We start from the raw sequence: 19,044 nt of genomic DNA, 5'->3' as shown, positions 1-19,044 counted from the left end.
ATTCTCTCAAAATGCAACCAAGCTTACTCTGCCGGTTCGCCCTTTTCGTTTTCGCGACCAAAGTTCGGAGCTGCAGATTCCTGACCAGCTTCAACTAGTTGCTGGCGGATACCCTTGGTACGGGCAAAGAGCTTGAACAACGCATCGCCATCACTCCAGCGGATCGCCCGCTGCAAAGCAGACAGATCCTCAGAGAACCGCGAAAGCATCTCCAAAATGGCATCTTTGTTGTTGAGGCAAACATCACGCCACATCGTCGGATCAGAAGCCGCCAGACGTGTGAAGTCACGGAAACCGGAAGCGGAGTACTTGATCACTTCAGACTTGGTCACCGTCTCCAGATCATCGGCTGTGCCAACAATGTTGTAAGCAATGATATGCGGAAGGTGAGACACGACAGCAAGCACCAGATCATGATGCTCGGCGTCCATAACCTCAACTTCAGAGCCACAAGCCTCCCAGAAAGCCGAAAGGCGCTTCACCGCATCCTGATCCGCGTCCTGATCCGGCGTGAGAATGCACCAGCGATTCTCAAAGAGCGATGCAAAACCGGCATCCGGGCCGGAATATTCCGTACCCGCAATCGGGTGCCCCGCCACAAAATGCACGTTCTCTGGAATATGCGGCTTCATCGCAGAAACGACGGAGGCCTTAACAGACCCCACATCAGTCACGATTGCGCCCTCTGCCAGATGCGGGCCAATGGCTTCTGTCACTGCGCCACAGGCACCAACTGGCACACAAACGATGACCAGATCTGCCCCTTTAACGGCATCAGCTGCGTCCAGATAATATCGGTCCCCAAGCCTCAGCTCTTCCGCACGCTTCAGAGTAACTTCTGAGCGTGTAGAGACAACAATTTCACCCGCCAGCTTTTCGCGGCGCATGACATGCGAAAGAGAGGAGCCGATCAGACCGATACCAATCAGTGCGACCCGGCTAAACAAGGGTTCAGACATGGAGACCTTCTATTAGGACTACTTCAGAAATTCAGTGAGAGCTGCAACAACATCTTTGTTGGCTTCCTCACTACCGATTGACATGCGTAGGGCATTGTCAAATCCATAAGCTTTCACCTGCCGCAACACACACCCGCGTTCCAGCAGGAAGGCATCCGCATCAACAGCGCGTTTGCCCGCTTCCTCAGGAAAATGGATCAGAATGAAATTGCCGACACTTGGCGTTACGTCAAGACCTAGTTTGGTGAGTTCGTTAACTACCCACGGCAACCACTCGTTATTGTGACCAACCGCCTGCTCAATAAACGCCTGATCACGCACAGCGGCGGCACCCGCTGCAATTGCAGCAGCATTCATATTGAACGGCCCGCGAATACGGTTCAACGCATCAATGATGTGCTCAGGACCATAACCCCATCCAAGGCGCAGCGCTGGCAGGCCATAAGCCTTGGAGAACGTGCGTGTCATCACAACGTTCTCGGAGTTGTCCACCAGCTCGATACCCGCGTTATAATCGTCTCTGGTCACATATTCAGCATAGGCCGCATCCAGCACCAGAATACAGGACTTCGGCAATCCAGCATGCAAACGCTTGACTTCGTCAAATGGAATATACGTACCGGTCGGATTGTTCGGGTTCGCAACAAAAACCATTTTGGTTTTCTCGGTCACACGCTCCAGAATAGCATCGACGTCCGTGGTCAGATTTTTCTCGGGCGCAATAACCGGTTTTGCACCGGCAGCGTGGATCGCAATCTTGTAAACAAGGAAGCCGTGAGTGGTATAGATAGCTTCATCACCTTCGCCAAGGTAGGCATAGGCAAGCAAGCTCAGCACCTCGTCAGAACCACATCCGCAGATAATATGGTCTGGGTTCAGACCGTACACTTCTCCAATCGCGGTACGCAGTTCTGTGGCACTGCCATCAGGGTATTGTTGAAGCTCGGAAATGCTGCGATACGCTTCAAGTGCCTTCGGGCTCGCTCCCATAGGAGATTCATTGGAAGAGAGCTTATGCAGTTTATGGCCGCCCTTTGCCTTAGCCTTACCAGGCACATAAGGGTCAATCGCCAAGACACCGGCACGCGGGACAGGACGTACTACCTGCTCTTCCATCACGTCATTCCTTCATTCAAAAAACGCGTAGTTTCAAATACTGCGTCTGCTTCACTATCAAATTCATCATCTAGGTCAAGCGGTGCAAGCTATACACTGACGCAACTAAGCTAATCCGGCGCCACTTCCGCAAATTCAAAAAACTTTGCGAGCATCTGCCCGGATCTAAGCCTACACAACAGCTAATAGCGCATTTACGCCTTCAAAACTGCGATAAAAACTCAACACTTCTATACCTTTGTGCGTCAAAAATCATAGCGCACCCCATCAACTTCATTCAGTTTTTCTCGGACAAGAGGCAAACTCATCTGTGTATCTGCAACTGGGAACATCAGGAACATCGTGCTTACCCTCTCGAAATATTGAACAGAACCTGACCAAAATCTCAGGAAACAACGAGGATGAAACCAAAAGAAAACGTTGACACACTGCCAATAGGCACCTAGCAAAAACCCTCCTGAAAGCCTTCAGAGGAACACCCAATTCGCCTTCACAACCTCTCGGAAGAAAATATGACTGAGACTGCCAGCGCAAAACCGGAGGAAACTCCGAAAATCTCGCCCTCAACACAAGCCAGTGTTGCAGCGGAGCAGATGGACATGCCTGCCAGCAAGCTCATGCGATTTGGTCCCGATAACCCTCTTCGGCTTGACGAAGGCACCGAGATTGCGCCCTGGCAGATCGCCTACGAAACCTATGGGGAACTGAATGCAGACAAGACCAACGCCATATTGGTTTGTCATGCCCTCACAGGTGATCAATACGCGGCCTCCGAGAACCCTGTGACCGGAAAGCCGGGCTGGTGGTCAGTAATGGTTGGCCCCGGACGCCCCGTGGACACCGACAAGTACTTTGTCATTTGCGCAAACGTGCTGGGTGGCTGCCTTGGCACCACCGGGCCTGCCTCAACCAACCCGGAAACCAACGAGGTCTACGGGCTGGATCTTCCGGTCGTAACAATCGGCGACATGGTGCGCTCCCAGGCAAAACTGGTTGAAGCCCTTGGCATCGACACACTGTTTGCCGTGGTCGGCGGCTCCATGGGCGGCATGCAGGTGCTACAATGGGCCTCCGCGTACCCGGATAAGGTATTCGCAGCTGTCCCAATCGCTACGGGCCCACGCCACTCCAGTCAGAATATTGCCTTCCACGAGGTTGGCCGTCAGGCTGTGATGGCGGACCCGGACTGGTGTCACGGCCAATACGCAAAATACGGAAAGCGCCCGACCAAAGGCCTGTCCGTCGCACGCATGGCAGCCCACATCACTTATATGTCAGATGAGAGCCTTCATAGTAAGTTTGGCCGCAACCTTCAGGACCGCTCTGCCATCACATTTGGCTTTGACGCGGACTTTCAGATCGAAAGCTACCTGCGTCATCAGGGTATGACCTTTGTGGATCGTTTCGACGCCAATTCATACCTCTACGTGACCCGCGCGATGGATTATTTCGACCTCGCGGCAGCCCATGGTGGCAAACTGGCCAACGCGTTCCTGCACACCAAAACCCGCTTCTGCGTCATGTCCTTTACAACTGATTGGCTTTTCCCAACCTCGGAAAGCAAGGACGTTGTACGGGCTCTCAACGCAGCTGGAGCAAACGTCTCCTTTGTCGAGATCGAGAGCTCTCGCGGACACGATGCATTCCTTCTTGATGAAGCTGAACTACTCAAAACCATGCGCGGTTTCCTGACCGGAGCATCCAGAGCCAGAGGCATTCCGGCTCCCGGAGATGGAAACGAACCGCAACGTTGAACAGTTAGCTTTATCAGAAAGCAGAATTCATTATGACAAAAGATGATTTGAGGAATGTACGCGGCGATCACCGGATTCTCTGCGATTTTGTTACACCGGGCGCGCGGGTTCTGGACATTGGATGTGGCAAAGGTGAACTACTTGAGTTGCTGATCAAAACGCGGAACGTGGATGGCCGAGGTTTCGACACCTCACAAAAGGGCGTGAACGAAGCTGTGGCCCGCGGGCTGTCAGTTGTTCAGGGCGATGCGGACAATGATCTTTCCGCCTACCCCGATGATGCTTTTGACTATGCAATCCTGAGCCATACCCTGCAGGCAACCATGGACCCCAAACAGGTCCTTGAGCAGCTGCTGCGCATCGGCAAGAAAGTCGTTGTGTCCTTCCCCAACTTCGGCCACTGGCGCAACCGCATACAGCTACTCACGAAAGGCCGGATGCCGGTCACCGACTACCTGCCATACCAGTGGTATGACACACCAAACATTCACTTCTGTACCATCCGTGATTTTGTAGAACTTTCAGAGGAAGTGCATGCAAGGGTCATAAAGGCAGAAGCCTTAGACGCCAAAGGCCGTCGCATTGCTTTCAATGCACCTTGGTGGGTGTGGAATCTGATTGGCGACCAGGCGGTATTCCTGTTAGAACGCAAGAATTGATTACGTTATACGACTCGAATTTCAGATATCCCTTTTCGAGGTTTCATATGTTGCAGTTCATCACTGGCGCACCCGTCTGGGTGTGGCCACTATTCGCGCTTCTGGTTTATTTAGGCATTCATTCTTCAAAAGAGCGGAGTTCCTCCGTTAAGTCCGCCTATTTATTACCTCTTCTGGGCCTCACCACCATCAACGGCATCATTGCACTGCCTAACCAATCCCTCAGCTGGACCGCGTTCCTGTTATTCTACGCAATCTTTAGCTTAGCCACCTACCGCTTGCAGGAGCGTTGGATTGTATCAAGAGATGGTAGCCGCGTTACGCTCGCAGGCGAATGGTTCACCTTCGGCGTCTTGATGACCCAATTCGTAGCCAATTACGCAGCAGGCGTAACAAAGGCCGTTAACCCAGATCTCTACACTAACCCCGCCTTTTCGGTGGTATTCGCCTCAGTGATTGGTGCGGCCTCGGGCACATTTTTAGGCCGCGCGCTACGCATCATTCGTATCTAGTTCGCACCTGAGCACCCGCTGTTTTCCCTTCTGGCAAAAACACGGGACGCAACACCCGCGCCACTCTGCTGGCTTTCAATGGAATGCCTCGATACACCTGCTTTTCAGCCTCAGTCACCAACAACCCGGCAAAAGCAGGCCAAGCAACCGCTCCAAGGTTCTCGAAGCTGCGTGCATTCTTCAGCACCAGCTTGGAGTTCGTCGGCGGAACAAACAGCGCTTCTTCTCGTGACACCACCGATAAGTGATGATTACTGAGGAAATTATCCAACTGCGGACGAGAATAGGGCCTGCCATATCCAAACGGCGACACTTCAGACCGCGCCCATGCGCCGCGACGGTTCGGAACAATTACAATTACCCGTCCCCCCGGCGACAACACGCGATATACTTCATCCAGCAACTCACCTGGCTGCCCAGCCATCTCCAGCGAATGCACAAGCAGGATACGGTCAATACAGGAATCAGGAAACGGCAACTGGCCATTTTCCATCAGGAACGCCTTGTTAGGAATCTCCACCTCACGCGGCCACTTCACAACACCTTGTGCAGCGGGCATTCCGGCAAAAACACGATTAGTCTTCTTCAAATAAGGCCGCAGGTACGGCGCCGCATAGCCAACACCCAGCAAGCTTCGCCCCCGCATTTCGGGCCAAAGCATGTTCACGCGACTTCCAACCAACACCCGGAGCATCCGTCCAAGTGGCAGGTCGTAGAACTCTTTTAAGTGAGCAACATCAAGATACAACTGGTTCTCCGCGCGTCGTCTTCACATATCATGAAGTGTCCGGTGCGCAGAGGCAACGCTTCTTGCAGACGATTTGCAAGCATAAATCAACCACACGCGGAGTTTTCTGAGTTTGCAGTTGAATTTGGCTGCGCGTCCTCTCATGATCTCGCAAGGATTTATTATCAGCTTGGGAGCTGTTTGATGATTGAAGTTGAAGTTCGTCAATTTGTTTGTCTGAAAGATAATTTCGGCGTTCTCATTCACCACCCAGACAGCGGTCATACAATAGCGATCGATGTGCCGGAAGCAGCGCCCTACCTGCAGGTGCTGGAAGAAACCGGCTGGAACCTGACCGACATCCTGATCACCCACCACCACTGGGATCATGTGGGCGGCATGACAGAACTCGTCGAGCAAACTGGCGCCACTGTCACGGGACCAGAACGTTCTCGCCAACACCTCACAGGCATGAATCACTTTGTTGAAGATGGCGACGATATCCTTGTTGGTCCAATCGCAGTAAAGGCCATCGGCACACCGGGGCACACACTCGATCATATCTCCTGGTGGTTCCAGGACGCTGGCATCGCCCACACCGGAGACACCCTCTTCGCCCTAGGTTGCGGACGCGTTTTTGAAGGCGATGCAGAGATGATGTGGGCCTCCCTCAGCCATCTGGCCAACACGCTCCCACCAGAAACCACCATCTATTGCGGTCATGAGTACACGCTGTCGAACGCCAAATTCGCACTCACCATTGACCCAACCAATCAGGCGCTGCAAGAGCGCACAAAACGCATTGAGGCCCTTCGCGAGGTTGGCCGCCCTACCCTGCCAACGTCCATGGCCGCTGAGCTATCAACCAACCCATTCCTGCGCGTTCGAGATCCGGAGATCCAAAAAAACCTCAATATGGTCAACGCCGACCCAGCCGACATCTTCGCAGAAATCCGTCGTCGCAAGGATAATTTCTAATGTCAGTGGAGCAAACGGTAAAGTCCACAACCGCCGAAGAGATTATCGCCGAACTGCAAATGAAAGAGCATCCGGAAGGCGGCTATTACGTTGAAACCTTCCGCGATACAGAAGGACCAGATGGGCGTGGCTACTCAACGGCTATCTACTACCTCCTCAAAAAGGGCCAGAAATCCCACTGGCATCGGGTCGATGCGATCGAGACCTGGCACTACTACGGCGGCGCTCCACTTCGCCTGTTAATCAGCACTCAGGAAGGTGAGCACAGCGACATCACACTTGGTATGAACATGAAAGACGGCCAACGCCCACAGGGCATCGTACCACGCCATGCATGGCAGTCTGCACAAAGCCTTGGCGATTGGACTCTGGTAGGTTGCACCGTTGCGCCAGGCTTCTCGTTTGAAGGCTTTGAGTTGGCGCCACCCGGCTGGAATCCTTGAGCCAAAATCATCAAATTAAGCCCCCAAAACACTCACATGCTTGATCTGAACTCAAACAAGTTCTCGCTCAAAATTAGACGAAAGACGTATAAGCACCGCCTAAAAAATCGCGTAAATACAGGTACTTGTCGTTACTGGGCAGACTCCGATAAAATTTTCTGCGCATAAACTCTACTGTTTTTTCGACGCTATACTTGAGAGATAATACAGTTTAGCAATCCTTATTCCGCACCCAAAAAGTGCAATTTCTTAAAAAATCGGTATCAACCTCATATCAATTATCGTTGCGTTTTCAGCATCTTACTTACATAAAAATTGAAATTAATAATGTCTTTCACCTATCCGGTCGCAACGGATATCTGTGAGCACCTCAACTATCCCGATTAATAACTCAGCGCTCAATCCCCAATCTCTACTTGCGTTACTGGCTCTGCTCGGTAGATTGCCCCTCGTAGGCGCACAATGCGCCCGAAAACACATTTGGAAACTAATCTATGGCCCAAGGCGACATCAAAAAAGTTGTGCTTGCCTATTCTGGCGGGCTCGACACCTCGATTATTCTCAAGTGGTTGCAGGCGGAATACGGCTGCGAAGTTGTGACTTTCACTGCTGACTTAGGTCAGGGTGAAGAGTTGGAGCCAGCGCGACGAAAAGCTGAACTGCTTGGTATTCGGGAAATCTACATTGATGATCTCCGTGAGGAATTCATTCGGGACTTCGTATTCCCAATGTTCCGGGCCAACGCAGTTTACGAAGGCGTTTATCTTCTCGGCACCTCTATCGCACGTCCGCTCATTTCCAAGCGTCTCATCGAGATCGCAGAGGAAACCGGCGCTGACGCCGTTGCGCATGGCGCGACCGGTAAAGGCAACGACCAGGTACGCTTTGAGCTGGCTTGCTACGCACTGAACCCGGACATCAAGGTGATCGCACCTTGGCGTGACTGGACCCTCAAGTCCCGGACCGATCTGCTCGAGTTCGCAGAACAGCATCAGATCCCGGTACCAAAGGACAAGCGTGGCGAAGCTCCGTTCTCCGTTGACGCAAACATGCTGCATTCCTCTTCCGAAGGTAAAGTTCTGGAAGATCCGAATGAAGAAGCACCAGACTACGTCTTCCAGCGGACAGTTGACCCGCTCAACGCGCCGGACGAAGCAACCGAAATCGAAATCGGCTTTGAAAAAGGCGATGCATGCTCCATCAATGGCGTGCATATGTCTCCGGCAACCCTGTTTGCCAAACTGAACGATTACGGTCGCGAGAACGGCATTGGCCGTCTCGATCTGGTAGAAAACCGCTTCGTTGGCATGAAGTCCCGGGGCATCTACGAAACGCCAGGCGGAACCATCCTCCTGTCAGCTCACCGTGCGATGGAATCCATCACACTGGACCGTGACGCAGCTCACCTCAAAGACGAGTTGATGCCACGTTACGCAAAGCTGATCTACAACGGCTTCTGGTTCTCTCCTGAGCGTGAAATGCTGCAGGCGATGATCGACAAGTCGCAGGAGCATGTGACCGGTACGGTTAAGCTGAAGCTCTACAAAGGCAACGTCATCGTTGTTGGTCGTGCGTCCCCTTACTCTCTCTACTCAGAAGAGCTGGTGACCTTCGAAGACGACCACGGCGCTTACGACCAGAAAGACGCTGCAGGCTTCATCCGGCTCAACGCCCTGCGTCTGCGGACGCTGGCAAAGCGAAACCAGATGACCAAGACAAGAGAACTGGTAGACGCTTAAGCTCGTAAGAACCAACAAGTTCTGACAGAACGCATAGAACCTGCAGTGGAAACACTGTGGGTTTTATTTTTTTGGCGCGGCGTCACTTCCTTCTGAAGCCTCGTATCAGCCATAGCGTATTTTTCGCTGACAGGTTCGAATCATCAAAATCACCATCGAGTTTACGATGGGAGGGGGAGTAACTCCTTCGCGTTCCCCTCACAGCCCTGCCATCAATGTGATCAGAATAACCACCAGCATGAAGATGGTTGGATAGAACGTCAGTGCAAAGCCGGTTCCCCGAAAGGGCGCACCCTTGTCATAGCTGGCGAAAAACAGAACCCGCCCAAGCGCAAATAGAAGTGCGGCCAACAGCGGCACAGACATTGTGCTACCCGGCATAACAGCCACCCAGGCCAGATAAACGAAACCGGCAAGCACAGCCTGCTCAAGCGTGTTCTGCAAAATGCTCTGCAGCTTCTTCGCTTCCTCACTCCCGTGGGTCAGCCCGCCGCCATCAATGTCATCAGCATGGTAAAACCGACGCATTGCCAGACGACCGATCGAGACCATCAGCAGCACGGCAGGTGACGTCAGCGAGACCGCCCCAACCCAAAGCCGCTCAGAGGCATCCCAGTCACTAGCAAAACCAAACGGATTGAGGAGTGCCCCGAACAACAACACGATCGCGGTCACCAAAGCACCGACAATCATCCGCTGAAACACCCCCCGCTGTTTTTCTGCAAAGTCCAATGCAACCTCCATCCAGAGAACATAATAGGAACAAACCCACAGTTATCTGCTGCGAGCTGCTTGCGGCAAGGCGCTGCCTCTCCTAGCCTAACCACATCTGGCGAAGCAGGAGACTTTGATGACTATGGAAGCGCAGTTAGTTTTAAAAGTTGATAACGCCGCTGCGCGCCGCTTGTTTCTGCACAAACACGCCCTTCTGGAGACACCAACCGGCCCCTCAAAAGGGGAGGATCTGCTCAATCTCATCCATCGCATTGGCTTTGTTCAAGTTGATAGCATCAATACTGTCGAGCGCGCCCACCACATGATCTTATGGTCCCGCCGCCAGAGCTACCGCCCCAAACACCTCCAAAAGCTGCTGGAGAGCGACAGAACCCTCTTTGAGCATTGGACCCACGACGCCTCCATCATTCCAACCGAGTTCTTCCCCTACTGGCACTACCGCTTCCAGAAGAGCGCTGAGAGCTTGCAGTCTCGCTGGAAAGTCTGGCGCGGGGCCGAGTACCAGGAAAAGCTCAACCTCATCCTCCGGCACATTGAAGCGAACGGCCCAGCTGGCACTTCCGATGTGGGCAAGGATGAGAAACGCAGCAAAGGTGGTTGGTGGGAATGGAACCCATCAAAGACTGCCCTCGAGTATCTTTGGCGCACTGGACAGATCTCCGTCTCCCGCCGTGAGAACTTCCAGAAACTCTATGACCTGACCGAGCGGGTTATCCCTGCTGCGCACCTCACTGCAAAGCCAAGCCACGAAGAAACAATCGCGTGGGTCTGTAACTCCGCAATAGACCGCCTCGGCTTCGCAACGCCCAGCGAAATTGCAGCATATTGGGACAAGCTCGACCTTGCAGATGTTAAGGCCTGGTGCGAGCAGGCATTACGTCGACAGGAACTCATCACAGTCGAGATCCAGCCTGCACAAGACGCGAAACCCAAACTCTGCCTCGCACGCCCACACATTGAAGATGACCTACAATCCCTCGATGCCCCCTCACAACGCATCCGCATCCTCAGCCCGTTCGACCCGGCCCTGCGAGACCGCAAGCGCGCTGAGTTCCTCTTCAACTTCAATTATCGCATTGAAATCTTCGTGCCGGAAGCAAAGCGCCAATATGGCTATTATGTCTTCCCGGTTATGGAGGGGGACAAACTGATTGGCCGCATTGATATAAAGCGCGACAAAGCTTCCAACGCACTGGCCGTCAGACGTTTCTGGCCCGAACCCGGTATCCGCATGGGCAAAGGCCGCCAGCAACGCCTTGAAGCCGAACTGGAGCGCTGCACCCAGTTCGCAGGCTGCTCAGACCTGCAATTCCAGCCAGGTTGGCAAGGATAGCCCGCTGGATGGCAGGGCTATCAGCAGATACCTAAACGAGCTCACATCCACCAAACACCGTTTGACAGAACACGTGCGCCGCCTCCTCAGCATCCATAATGGCACGCGCGGTTTTCCGTAAAACACACTCCAAATCAGCCCGTTGGCGCCCCAAACACCCCGAAGCGTTACCCCTTCCGGTTTCAGGGCATCACAGACACCCCGGAAAATGTTAATATTTTCCGACAGGATACCGCTTCCAGCTCTGCCGGGGACAACCAAATGAGGACTTTTCCACTCACGCTCATTCCATTTGTGCTCTACAACGCCGTGGCATTTCGATGGTTCGAAGACTTGGAACCAGTACTCGATCAAGGCTACAACGTCACACCATGGGCGGCCATTGTCTTTCAGATCCCGCTGCCATCCGGGCTACTCGTCCCGCTTGACGTCGCCACCCTTCTGCTAGCTGGCTCACTGGTCCTGCTCTTTATCGAAATCATCAAAGCCACCAGAACCAGCACCGTCTCATTGGTCGACCACAGCCTTTCCTTGATTATTCTAGTTGCCTACCTGATCGAGTTCCTATCGGTCCACGAGGCCGCTACCCCACTCTTCCTGCTCCTCATGACCATCACCTTTCTGGATGTCATTGCAGGTTTCATCATCACCCTGTCCGGTTCTCGCCGGGATGTAGAGGTCACCTCGCCTAGCAGCTAACACTGCATCAGGCAGAGACAGAAGCAAAAAGGGCACCCAATAGGATGCCCTCTTCAAAATCACGATGCGCCCGCCGCTTAAATCTTTGCCAGCGCCTGTGCCACGTCTTCCAGCAAATCAGAGGGATCTTCCAGACCAATAGAAAGACGCAGTGTCTTGTCTGTGATTCCCAACTCCAGACGCGCCTCTTCCGCAACACTCTGGTGCGTTGTTGTCGCCGGATGGGTGATCAGGCTCTTAGCATCGCCCAGATTGTTGGAAAGGCTGACAATGTCCAGCGCGTTCGAGAATTTGAACGCCGCTTCCTTGCCACCTTCCAGATCAAACGCCAGCATAGTAGACCCGCCACGCATCTGCTTGGCCACAATGTCCGCCTGCGGGTGATCTGCACGGCCAGGATAGAGCAATCGAGACACAGCAGAATGATCCGCAAGGAAATCTGCGATCTGCGCTGCTGTCTGACTTTGACGCTCCACGCGCAAATTCAACGTCTCCAGCCCTTTGAGCAGAACCCACGCATTGAACGGGCTCATTGCAGGACCGGTATGTTTAAACGGGTCATGGAACTCTTCGACGATCCACTTTTCGTCAGAGAGCACGATACCGCCCAGACAGCGTCCCTGCCCGTCAATATGCTTGGTGGCAGAATAGATCACCACATCCGCACCCAATGCCAGTGGGCTCTGCCAGATCGGCGTTGCAAACACGTTGTCTACAATAAGCCGTCCGCCAGCCTCGTGAATAATATCCGCCACTGCAGGAATATCGATCACTTCAAGCGTCGGGTTGGTAGGGCTTTCAAGGAAGGCTGCTGTGGTGTTCGGGCGAACCGCCGCTTTCCACTGCTCAAGGTCAGTGCCATCAATCAACGTGGATTCCACACCAAAGCGCGGCAGAAGTTGTTCGATGATGTAGCGGCAGGAGCCAAACAGCGCCTTTGGTGCGACCACATGATCACCCGCCTTGACGCAAGCCATGATCGCAGAATTGACAGCCGCCATACCGGAAGCCGTGCCACGCGCGGCCTCGGCGCCTTCCAACTGGCACATTCGCTGCTCAAACATTCCTACGGTCGGGTTTGCATACCGGGAATAGATGTAACCCGGGTTCTCGCCTAGAAAACGTGCTTCTGCCGCTTCTGAGCTGTCGTATACATACCCTTGTGTGAGGAAGATAGCTTCGGATGTTTCACCAAAGCTGGAGCGCGTGGTGCCTCCATGAACAAGCCGAGTTGCTGGCTTCCAGTTCTTTGCTTCTGTCATCGCTCATTCCTGTTTGAAGGGAGATTGCTCGATCCCCTCATTTAAAAACCCCGGCGGCGGGCCGAGGTCTGAACAAGAACCCGACCCTTTAGCTATTTATTTTACGTGGTTGCAAGCCGGTCGACCAAATCCCCACGGAATAGGCAGCGGTTTTACCTCGAAAATACAGTAGGGTCAATCAATCAGCGTAGGTTGCAGACTTGGCGAGAGATCAAACTTACGTTAATCAGTGTCAGAACGAATTACCTACGAGTGGGGCGGGACCAACAATGACAGGCATTCTTCCGGCAAAAGCGATTGAAGCCATGTTTGCCAGCGGTGCAATTGTAGCAGACAGAGCGCCTGACGAGGACCAGATTCAACCAGCCAGCCTGGACCTGCGACTGGGCGCTAAAGCATGGCGTGTCCGCGCGTCCTTCCTGCCGGGCCCGGACGCTAAGCTCGAAGACAAGCTGGAAAAGCTGATCCTGCACGAGATCGACCTCTCCAAGGGCGCTGTGCTGGAGACCAACTGCGTTTACATCGTCCGCCTTCAGGAAGCGCTGAACCTGCCGGAAGAGCTCTCCGCAACAGCAAACCCGAAAAGCTCCACGGGCCGCATCGACGTTTTCACCCGCGTCATCACAGATCAGGGCCGCGCATTCGACCGTGTTGAAGCTGGCTACAATGGTCCGCTCTACGCTGAGATCTCGCCAAAAACCTTCCCGGTTCTGGTCCGCGAAGGCTCCCGCCTTTCCCAGATCCGGTTCCGCAATGGCGAAACCCTCATCAATGATGAAGACCTGACCGAAGTGCACAACCAGCACACGCTGGTCTCTGGCGGCAATGACGATGACGCCATCAACAACGGCGTACAGGTCTCCATTGACCTCAAGGGCGACGGCAAAGGTAGCCTCATCGGCTACCGCGCCAAGCGCCACACTGGCGTCATTGATGTGGACCGCAAAGGCGCGCAAGACGCAGAGGACTTCTGGGAACCGCTTTACAATCGCGGCGATGCAACCCTCATCCTCGACCCCAACGAGTTCTACATTCTGGTCTCTCAGGAAGCCGTCCACGTTCCACCGCAATATGCTGCCGAGATGGTTCCGTTCGATCCGCTCGTTGGCGAGTTCCGCGTCCACTACGCTGGCTTCTTCGATCCCGGCTTTGGCCACGGCACCGTTGGCGGCACAGGCTCCAGAGCCGTTCTTGAAGTCCGCTCCCACGATGTGCCATTCATCGTAGAACACGGCCAGACAGTTGGCCGTCTCGTCTACGAGCACATGCAGGAAGCGCCAGAGACCCTTTACGGCGAAGGCATTGGCTCCAACTATCAGGGGCAGGCTCTCAAGCTTTCCAAGCACTTCAGGAGCAAAGAACCAGTAGGAGCGTGATCTGATGCCTCTCTTCACCGTTGAGCAGGAATACTATGCAGAGCTGGAAGAAAAGAAGTCACGCTTTCTGGCCTTTCTGGTTCCCCATATAGACTTTGCTTCACGGCTCACAGAGCTTCGGGACGAGCATAAAAAAGCCAACCACCACGTCACCGCATTCCGCAGAATGCTCCCGGAAGGGCGCATTGAGGAAGGTGGCAAAGACGATGGCGAACCCGCTGGCACCTCCGGCATGCCCACGCTCAAAACGCTCATCGGGGCAGACCTAGTTGATGTGGGCGTCATCATCGTACGTTACTTTGGCGGCACAAAGCTGGGCACTGGCGGTCTGGCACGGGCTTATTCCGGCGCCGCCAACCTTGCCATTCGCGAAGCGGAACTTGTGCCGTGGCTGCGCATCAAGACCCGCACTGTCTCCGCCAGCTTCGCCAGCAGTGCCGAACTGGAACGCCAGATCATTCTGCTACAACTGGAAATCCTCGAACGCACCTTCACTGAAGACGGCGTCACCCTGCTTGTCAGCGGCCCTGAAGGTCAGATCGACAAGCTGTAACTCTCTGTATCAGTTTATCTTTCCTGTTCTGCCAAAGCAGTTCCCCCGCAGAACCAGTTCAAATCCTAACAAAACCCTAAGCATTGGCACGCGCCTTGCGATGTGAATCCCAGGAAACGGCATCAGTCTCATTTTGAGACAGTCGGGGGAGTGAAGTCATGCGTGTCACCCGCACTGGAAAAGCGATTAACACTGGAACGGACGCTGATCGCCGCTATCGCGACATCGGGTCCCGCCGTCGCGCCAAGATCACAGAACAACGCGCAGAGGCTGTTTCAAGACGAAACACCTATGGCCAGACAGGCAAAGACCTGCAAACCACCGAAGATACCGCCACTGCGCAGGTCCATCAGGACACTGATGCACGCCACTACGACCTGCCAAAGCGCATCCACATCTTCCGCTGCAACTCTGCCTTCCTCGCCCACCTTATCGGCATTAAGGAAAACCCGACCAACCCACACGACCGCCACCATGTAGCCCCCCAAGAAGGCGCCACCAGCTACCTCACCACCGAAAAAGCCCCCCGCCTCATCGGTGAAGGCCGTATCATCGAATACAACGCATAAGCTCATTTTACTTACAAACACCAACGGCACCACATGGCATCCCATGCAGTGTTGAAGACAGAGTTCCCTAAGAACGGGATGAGCAAGGCGAGCAGGCAATACCTGCGCTACTTGTTAATATAGTTTCTTCGGCATTGGCTGTTCGCCTTGCCCGGACGTTTTTGTAGGAGGCTATGGCCAAGCTCCAAAAGACGCTTTGAGAAGGTACTCCTGTTACAGAATATCTCCCAGTGCTGACGCCCTCTGGTTTAGCCGCGCATCCTCCCGCCTCAACACTCATGGCGTTTGGGCAACCTCCACGGACCTGCTGCGAAATACGTTACCTCTCACAGTAGCCCCGCCCAGCCCACGACCAACTGACGGACGGTCCACCAGCAGCCCGTTACGTAGGCATGGGAGTAAGTATGACGGCACCTTTGAGTGAGGGGGATAAGTTATTTTGACACCGCTCGCCACCCACACCGCCGTCATCCCGGCCCCCGAGCCGGGACCCATGAGGCAGCGACTGTACGCTGTGAGTGTCGTGTTTGCCGAAAGGCAGTCATGGATCCCGGGTCTTCGCTGCGCTGCGCCCGGGATGACAGTGGGAGGGCAACGCGCGCCCTGCCGTCATTCCGCACTTGAGCGGGATCTAGAGCCACACGCTCTAACTCCAGAGCGACAACGCACAGAATGAGCGGCGTTGCACTCTGAAGCCCCATCACAAGCCGCAGTTTTAATACCCCAGCGCGCACCCGTCTTTTCGTGGGTCGGAGCCACCGATTAGTCCGTTGTTGATGCGGTCGAACATGATTGCCTGACCGCCGCCGATTGGAGTGGGCACAATAGACACCTCATGGCCCAGTGCCTTGAGAGCCTCGACCGTTTCAAAGGGAACGCCGGTCTCTGCCTGAAGAGACAAGGACTTCTCATTGATAAACATACGTGGGCAGTCAATGGCCTCTTGCACGTTCATGCCGTAGTCCAAATGGTTGGAAAGCACATGGGCATGACCGCAGGGCTGATACCCACCGCCCATCACACCAAAGCTCATGTAAGGCAGCCCATCCTTCAATGCCATTGCCGGAATGATGGTGTGCATTGGCCGCTTGCCACCTGCGATCTGGTTTGGATGGCCCTCTTCCAACGTGAAACAGGCACCGCGGTTTTGCAGCAAGATGCCGGATTTTGGCGTTGCAATACCGGAGCCGAAACCATGATAGAGGGAGTTGATCAAAGAAACGGCCAGACCATCCTTGTCAACCACAGTCAGATAAACCGTATCCGACTTTGGCGAGAGAACCTCCTCCGGCTGACGCGGCAAGACTGCATCTGTGTTGATGAGCTTGGCAAGCCGGTCAATATAGCTGCTGCTGAGGAAGTCCTTCGGGTCAAACTCCATCATCTCTGGATCAGCAAGGAACCGGTCACGCCCAGCATAGGCGAGCTTTGCAATTTCCATTTCCAGATGGAACCGCTCTGGTCCTGTCGGGTCAAGATCAGCCCAGTCAAACCGCTTCATCAGCTCCAGCATCACAAGCGCAATGATGCCCTGCCCATTTGGCGGCAACTCCGCAACGGTGATACCGCGATAATCAGTGGTAACAGGGGTCACATCTACAGCTTCATGCGCTGCAAGATCTTCCACAGTCAGATACCCGCCTTTGGATTGCACAACCGCTGCAATCTCTTCAGCGACCGCACCCAGATAAAACGCGTCGGCCCCACCGTTTGCGACAGCCTCCAACGTGCGGGCCAGCTGAGGATTACGCATCACCTCGCCGTCCACTGGAGCACGCCCCTCTTTCAGGAACATCTCTGATGCTGCCTCATCACGCTTCAGGTGATCAACCGCATGCTTCCAGTCAAAAGCAACACGCGGCAAGACGGCATACCCGTCACGGGCATACCCAATCGCTCGCTTGAGCACCTTGTCAAACGAGAAGCGGCCATGATCTTTCAGCAACTTTTCCCAACCACGCAACGCACCGGGAACAGTCACCGCGTGAATGGAATCGGGAGTGATATCAAGTAGACCATCTGCGATGAGCTTGTCCGCGCTCACATTTTTGGCGGCGCGTCCGGAAGAGTTCATGCCCGCGAGGGTTCCATCCGGCTGTGCTACAAGGGCAAAACAATCGCCGCCAATGCCTGTCATGTGTGGCTCAACCACAGAGTGGACCGCCATGGCAGCCACAGCGGCATCAACAGCTGTGCCTCCCTCCCGCAAGATTTCAAGTGCTGCATTGGTAGCCAATGGGTGCGAAGTCGCTGCCATCACATGTGGTGCGTAAACAGCAGAACGACCTGGAGCATGAAAGTCTCTAAACACGAAAAATCCCTCTTTGTTGCTTGGCAGTGAAACCCACGTCCCCCAACGATGATTTCCCCGCATGCTCATCCTCTGATAAAACAGGATGAATCAACAAAATCTAACAGGAAATACTTATGGTGCAATTCAATCTTGAGCACGCCCAGACAATCATCTCCGCCGCGCAGAAAAAAGGGGCCGAGCTTGACCTCAAGCCACTCACCGTCGCTGTACTGGATGCGGGTGGCCACCTTGTTGCGCTCCAACGCCAAGATGGATCATCAATTTTGCGCCCGCAAATCGCAATGGGTAAAGCCTATGGCGCAGTCGCAGTTGGTGCAGGATCCCGCTGGCTCAACGAAAATGCGCAAACCCGCCCCCACTTCGTGCAGGCCTTGAACGGCGTCGCAGGCGGTTCAATCGTACCCGTACCTGGTGGCGTGCTGGTGCGCAGCGCTGACGGCGAAATCCTTGGCGCAGTCGGCATCACGGGCGACACTTCGGAGAACGACGAAGCCGCAGCGATTGCAGGTATTGAGGCAGCAGGCTTCACCGCCGACCCGGGCTGATAATGCCACACCGCAGTTGCTGGGACTGATTTCACCCAGCAACTCCGCAACACCACCCTCATTTCATCTCAGGTTCTTTCCCATGCCCATCCGCTTTGTAATTTTCGACATGGACAATGTTCTTTACGACTACGACCATCCCTACCGCCTGAACGTCCTCTCAAAGATGACAGGCAAGCCCACGCACGAGATTGACGCTATCGTCTTCGACGGACCAGAGGAGAACGCTGCGGAAGCAGGCACACCAGCAACTCCGGAAGAATATCTTACGCAATATCAGGAGCTTCTGGGCCATCCTATTTCACGTGAAACGTGGGTGAAAATCCGTAGAGACATGATGACCGAGTGGCCCGATATGCTCGCTCATGTGGAAGCCATCAAGCAAAACCACGAGGTCGCGCTGCTGACCAACAACGGTATGATGCTGAAAGATGCGCTCTACGAAGTCGCTCCCGCATTGGAACCAATCTTCGGAGATCGCGGCCACGCCTCTGCAGAATTCGGCACCCGCAAACCAGACCCGAACATCTACCTGACTGTCTGCGAGAAATACGGCTTCCAGCCAGAAGAAAGCCTGTTCGTGGATGACCGCCTCGACAACGTGGAAGGCGCCCGCGAAGCTGGCCTAACCGCATATCAGTTCACCACAGAACCAGCCTTCGCCTGCTACATTCGTACTCTAGGTTTGATCAATTAGAGATATCTCGATAACCGCGCATTCAGCAGCCCATCAATCTAATCGACTAAATAGCAATCTCTCTTCATAACGTC

19 protein-coding genes and 1 riboswitch are annotated in these 19,044 nt (G+C 54.2%); of the genes, 13 read left to right on the top strand and 6 right to left on the bottom strand.

The features are described 5' to 3' along the window. Nucleotides 1–23: 23 nt before the first annotated feature. Entirely contained in the window at nucleotides 24–959 is a 936-nt protein-coding gene (locus IE076_RS07940) for a prephenate/arogenate dehydrogenase family protein (RefSeq protein WP_189436213.1), read from the bottom strand. Between the two features lie 18 nt (nucleotides 960–977). Beyond that, nucleotides 978–2,075, bottom strand: a complete 1,098-nt coding sequence (hisC, locus tag IE076_RS07935) for a histidinol-phosphate transaminase (RefSeq protein WP_189436212.1) — start codon at nucleotides 2,073–2,075, stop codon at nucleotides 978–980. A 593-nt stretch (nucleotides 2,076–2,668) separates the two neighbouring features. On the opposite strand from hisC, the gene metX reads away from it, so the two are divergent. From metX to IE076_RS07920, 3 genes are read left to right on the top strand one after another with little or no spacing between them, the layout of a single operon-like run. Next, nucleotides 2,669–3,829: a homoserine O-acetyltransferase MetX gene (gene metX / locus IE076_RS07930; protein WP_189436375.1), complete on the top strand. Its 1,161-nt coding sequence runs from the start codon at nucleotides 2,669–2,671 to the stop codon at nucleotides 3,827–3,829. Between the two features lie 32 nt (nucleotides 3,830–3,861). Then, nucleotides 3,862–4,488, top strand: coding sequence for a methionine biosynthesis protein MetW (gene metW, locus IE076_RS07925; RefSeq protein ID WP_189436211.1), 627 nt, complete (start codon nucleotides 3,862–3,864; stop codon nucleotides 4,486–4,488). Between the two features lie 47 nt (nucleotides 4,489–4,535). Further along, entirely contained in the window at nucleotides 4,536–5,000 is a 465-nt protein-coding gene (locus IE076_RS07920) for a DUF6622 family protein (protein WP_189436210.1), read from the top strand. On the opposite strand, the gene IE076_RS07915 is transcribed toward IE076_RS07920, so the two are convergent. Beyond that, nucleotides 4,987–5,748 carry a class I SAM-dependent methyltransferase gene (locus IE076_RS07915; RefSeq protein WP_189436209.1) on the bottom strand — a complete coding sequence of 254 codons (762 nt, stop codon included), beginning with the start codon at nucleotides 5,746–5,748 and terminating at the stop codon, nucleotides 4,987–4,989. The two genes, IE076_RS07920 and IE076_RS07915, sit on opposite strands and share 14 nt — an antisense overlap. A 186-nt stretch (nucleotides 5,749–5,934) precedes the next feature. Between IE076_RS07915 and gloB the strand changes: the two genes are divergently transcribed. The 3 genes from gloB to IE076_RS07900 all read left to right on the top strand — a co-directional run bounded on the left by gloB (nucleotide 5,935) and on the right by IE076_RS07900 (nucleotide 8,887). Further along, nucleotides 5,935–6,705, top strand: a complete 771-nt coding sequence (gene gloB, locus IE076_RS07910) for a hydroxyacylglutathione hydrolase (protein WP_209008976.1) — start codon at nucleotides 5,935–5,937, stop codon at nucleotides 6,703–6,705. Continuing rightward, nucleotides 6,705–7,148 carry a cupin domain-containing protein gene (locus tag IE076_RS07905; RefSeq protein WP_189436207.1) on the top strand — a complete coding sequence of 148 codons (444 nt, stop codon included), beginning with the start codon at nucleotides 6,705–6,707 and terminating at the stop codon, nucleotides 7,146–7,148. Before gloB ends, IE076_RS07905 begins: the two co-directional genes overlap by 1 nt. A gap of 494 nt (nucleotides 7,149–7,642) precedes the next feature. Next, nucleotides 7,643–8,887 carry an argininosuccinate synthase gene (locus tag IE076_RS07900; RefSeq protein ID WP_189436206.1) on the top strand — a complete coding sequence of 415 codons (1,245 nt, stop codon included), beginning with the start codon at nucleotides 7,643–7,645 and terminating at the stop codon, nucleotides 8,885–8,887. A 198-nt stretch (nucleotides 8,888–9,085) separates the two neighbouring features. Here the strand turns inward: IE076_RS07900 and IE076_RS07895 are convergent, their stop codons facing one another. Beyond that, nucleotides 9,086–9,619 carry an MAPEG family protein gene (locus IE076_RS07895; RefSeq protein WP_209008934.1) on the bottom strand — a complete coding sequence of 178 codons (534 nt, stop codon included), beginning with the start codon at nucleotides 9,617–9,619 and terminating at the stop codon, nucleotides 9,086–9,088. Nucleotides 9,620–9,743: 124 nt separating this feature from the next. Here IE076_RS07895 and IE076_RS07890 point away from each other — a divergent pair, with 124 nt between their 5' ends. Both IE076_RS07890 and IE076_RS07885 read left to right on the top strand, forming a co-directional pair. Next, nucleotides 9,744–10,955, top strand: coding sequence for a winged helix-turn-helix domain-containing protein (locus IE076_RS07890; protein ID WP_189436374.1), 1,212 nt, complete (start codon nucleotides 9,744–9,746; stop codon nucleotides 10,953–10,955). Nucleotides 10,956–11,216: 261 nt separating this feature from the next. Next, complete coding sequence (locus IE076_RS07885) at nucleotides 11,217–11,654, top strand: hypothetical protein (RefSeq protein ID WP_189436204.1); 438 nt, start codon at nucleotides 11,217–11,219, stop codon at nucleotides 11,652–11,654. A 77-nt stretch (nucleotides 11,655–11,731) separates the two neighbouring features. Here the strand turns inward: IE076_RS07885 and IE076_RS07880 are convergent, their stop codons facing one another. Continuing rightward, nucleotides 11,732–12,916, bottom strand: a complete 1,185-nt coding sequence (locus IE076_RS07880; RefSeq protein WP_189436203.1) for an O-succinylhomoserine sulfhydrylase — start codon at nucleotides 12,914–12,916, stop codon at nucleotides 11,732–11,734. Nucleotides 12,917–12,984: 68 nt separating this feature from the next. After that, nucleotides 12,985–13,062, bottom strand: a riboswitch (SAM riboswitch). 123 nt (nucleotides 13,063–13,185) lie between these two features. Between IE076_RS07880 and IE076_RS07875 the strand changes: the two genes are divergently transcribed. The 3 genes from IE076_RS07875 to IE076_RS07865 all read left to right on the top strand — a co-directional run bounded on the left by IE076_RS07875 (nucleotide 13,186) and on the right by IE076_RS07865 (nucleotide 15,414). Next, nucleotides 13,186–14,292 carry a 2'-deoxycytidine 5'-triphosphate deaminase gene (locus IE076_RS07875; protein ID WP_189436202.1) on the top strand — a complete coding sequence of 369 codons (1,107 nt, stop codon included), beginning with the start codon at nucleotides 13,186–13,188 and terminating at the stop codon, nucleotides 14,290–14,292. Nucleotides 14,293–14,296: 4 nt separating this feature from the next. Next, the gene (locus tag IE076_RS07870) at nucleotides 14,297–14,845 is read left to right on the top strand and encodes an IMPACT family protein (protein WP_189436201.1); all 549 of its coding nucleotides are present in this window, start codon (nucleotides 14,297–14,299) and stop codon (nucleotides 14,843–14,845) included. Between the two features lie 158 nt (nucleotides 14,846–15,003). Continuing rightward, entirely contained in the window at nucleotides 15,004–15,414 is a 411-nt protein-coding gene (locus tag IE076_RS07865; RefSeq protein ID WP_189436200.1) for a hypothetical protein, read from the top strand. Nucleotides 15,415–16,129: 715 nt separating this feature from the next. Here IE076_RS07865 and ggt read toward each other — a convergent pair. Further along, nucleotides 16,130–17,788: a gamma-glutamyltransferase gene (ggt, locus tag IE076_RS07860; RefSeq protein WP_189436199.1), complete on the bottom strand. Its 1,659-nt coding sequence runs from the start codon at nucleotides 17,786–17,788 to the stop codon at nucleotides 16,130–16,132. A 53-nt stretch (nucleotides 17,789–17,841) separates the two neighbouring features. On the opposite strand from ggt, the gene IE076_RS07855 reads away from it, so the two are divergent. Continuing rightward, on the top strand, nucleotides 17,842–18,273 hold the full coding sequence (locus tag IE076_RS07855) for a GlcG/HbpS family heme-binding protein (RefSeq protein ID WP_189436198.1): 432 nt from the start codon (nucleotides 17,842–17,844) through the stop codon (nucleotides 18,271–18,273). 82 nt (nucleotides 18,274–18,355) lie between these two features. Then, on the top strand, nucleotides 18,356–18,970 hold the full coding sequence (locus IE076_RS07850) for an HAD family hydrolase (protein WP_189436197.1): 615 nt from the start codon (nucleotides 18,356–18,358) through the stop codon (nucleotides 18,968–18,970). Nucleotides 18,971–19,044 lie beyond the last annotated feature (74 nt).

This window comes from Pseudovibrio japonicus (genome assembly GCF_014651595.1).
Lineage (GTDB): Bacteria > Pseudomonadota > Alphaproteobacteria > Rhizobiales > Stappiaceae > Pseudovibrio > Pseudovibrio japonicus.
This window is presented reverse-complemented; position numbering and strand designations above follow the sequence as displayed.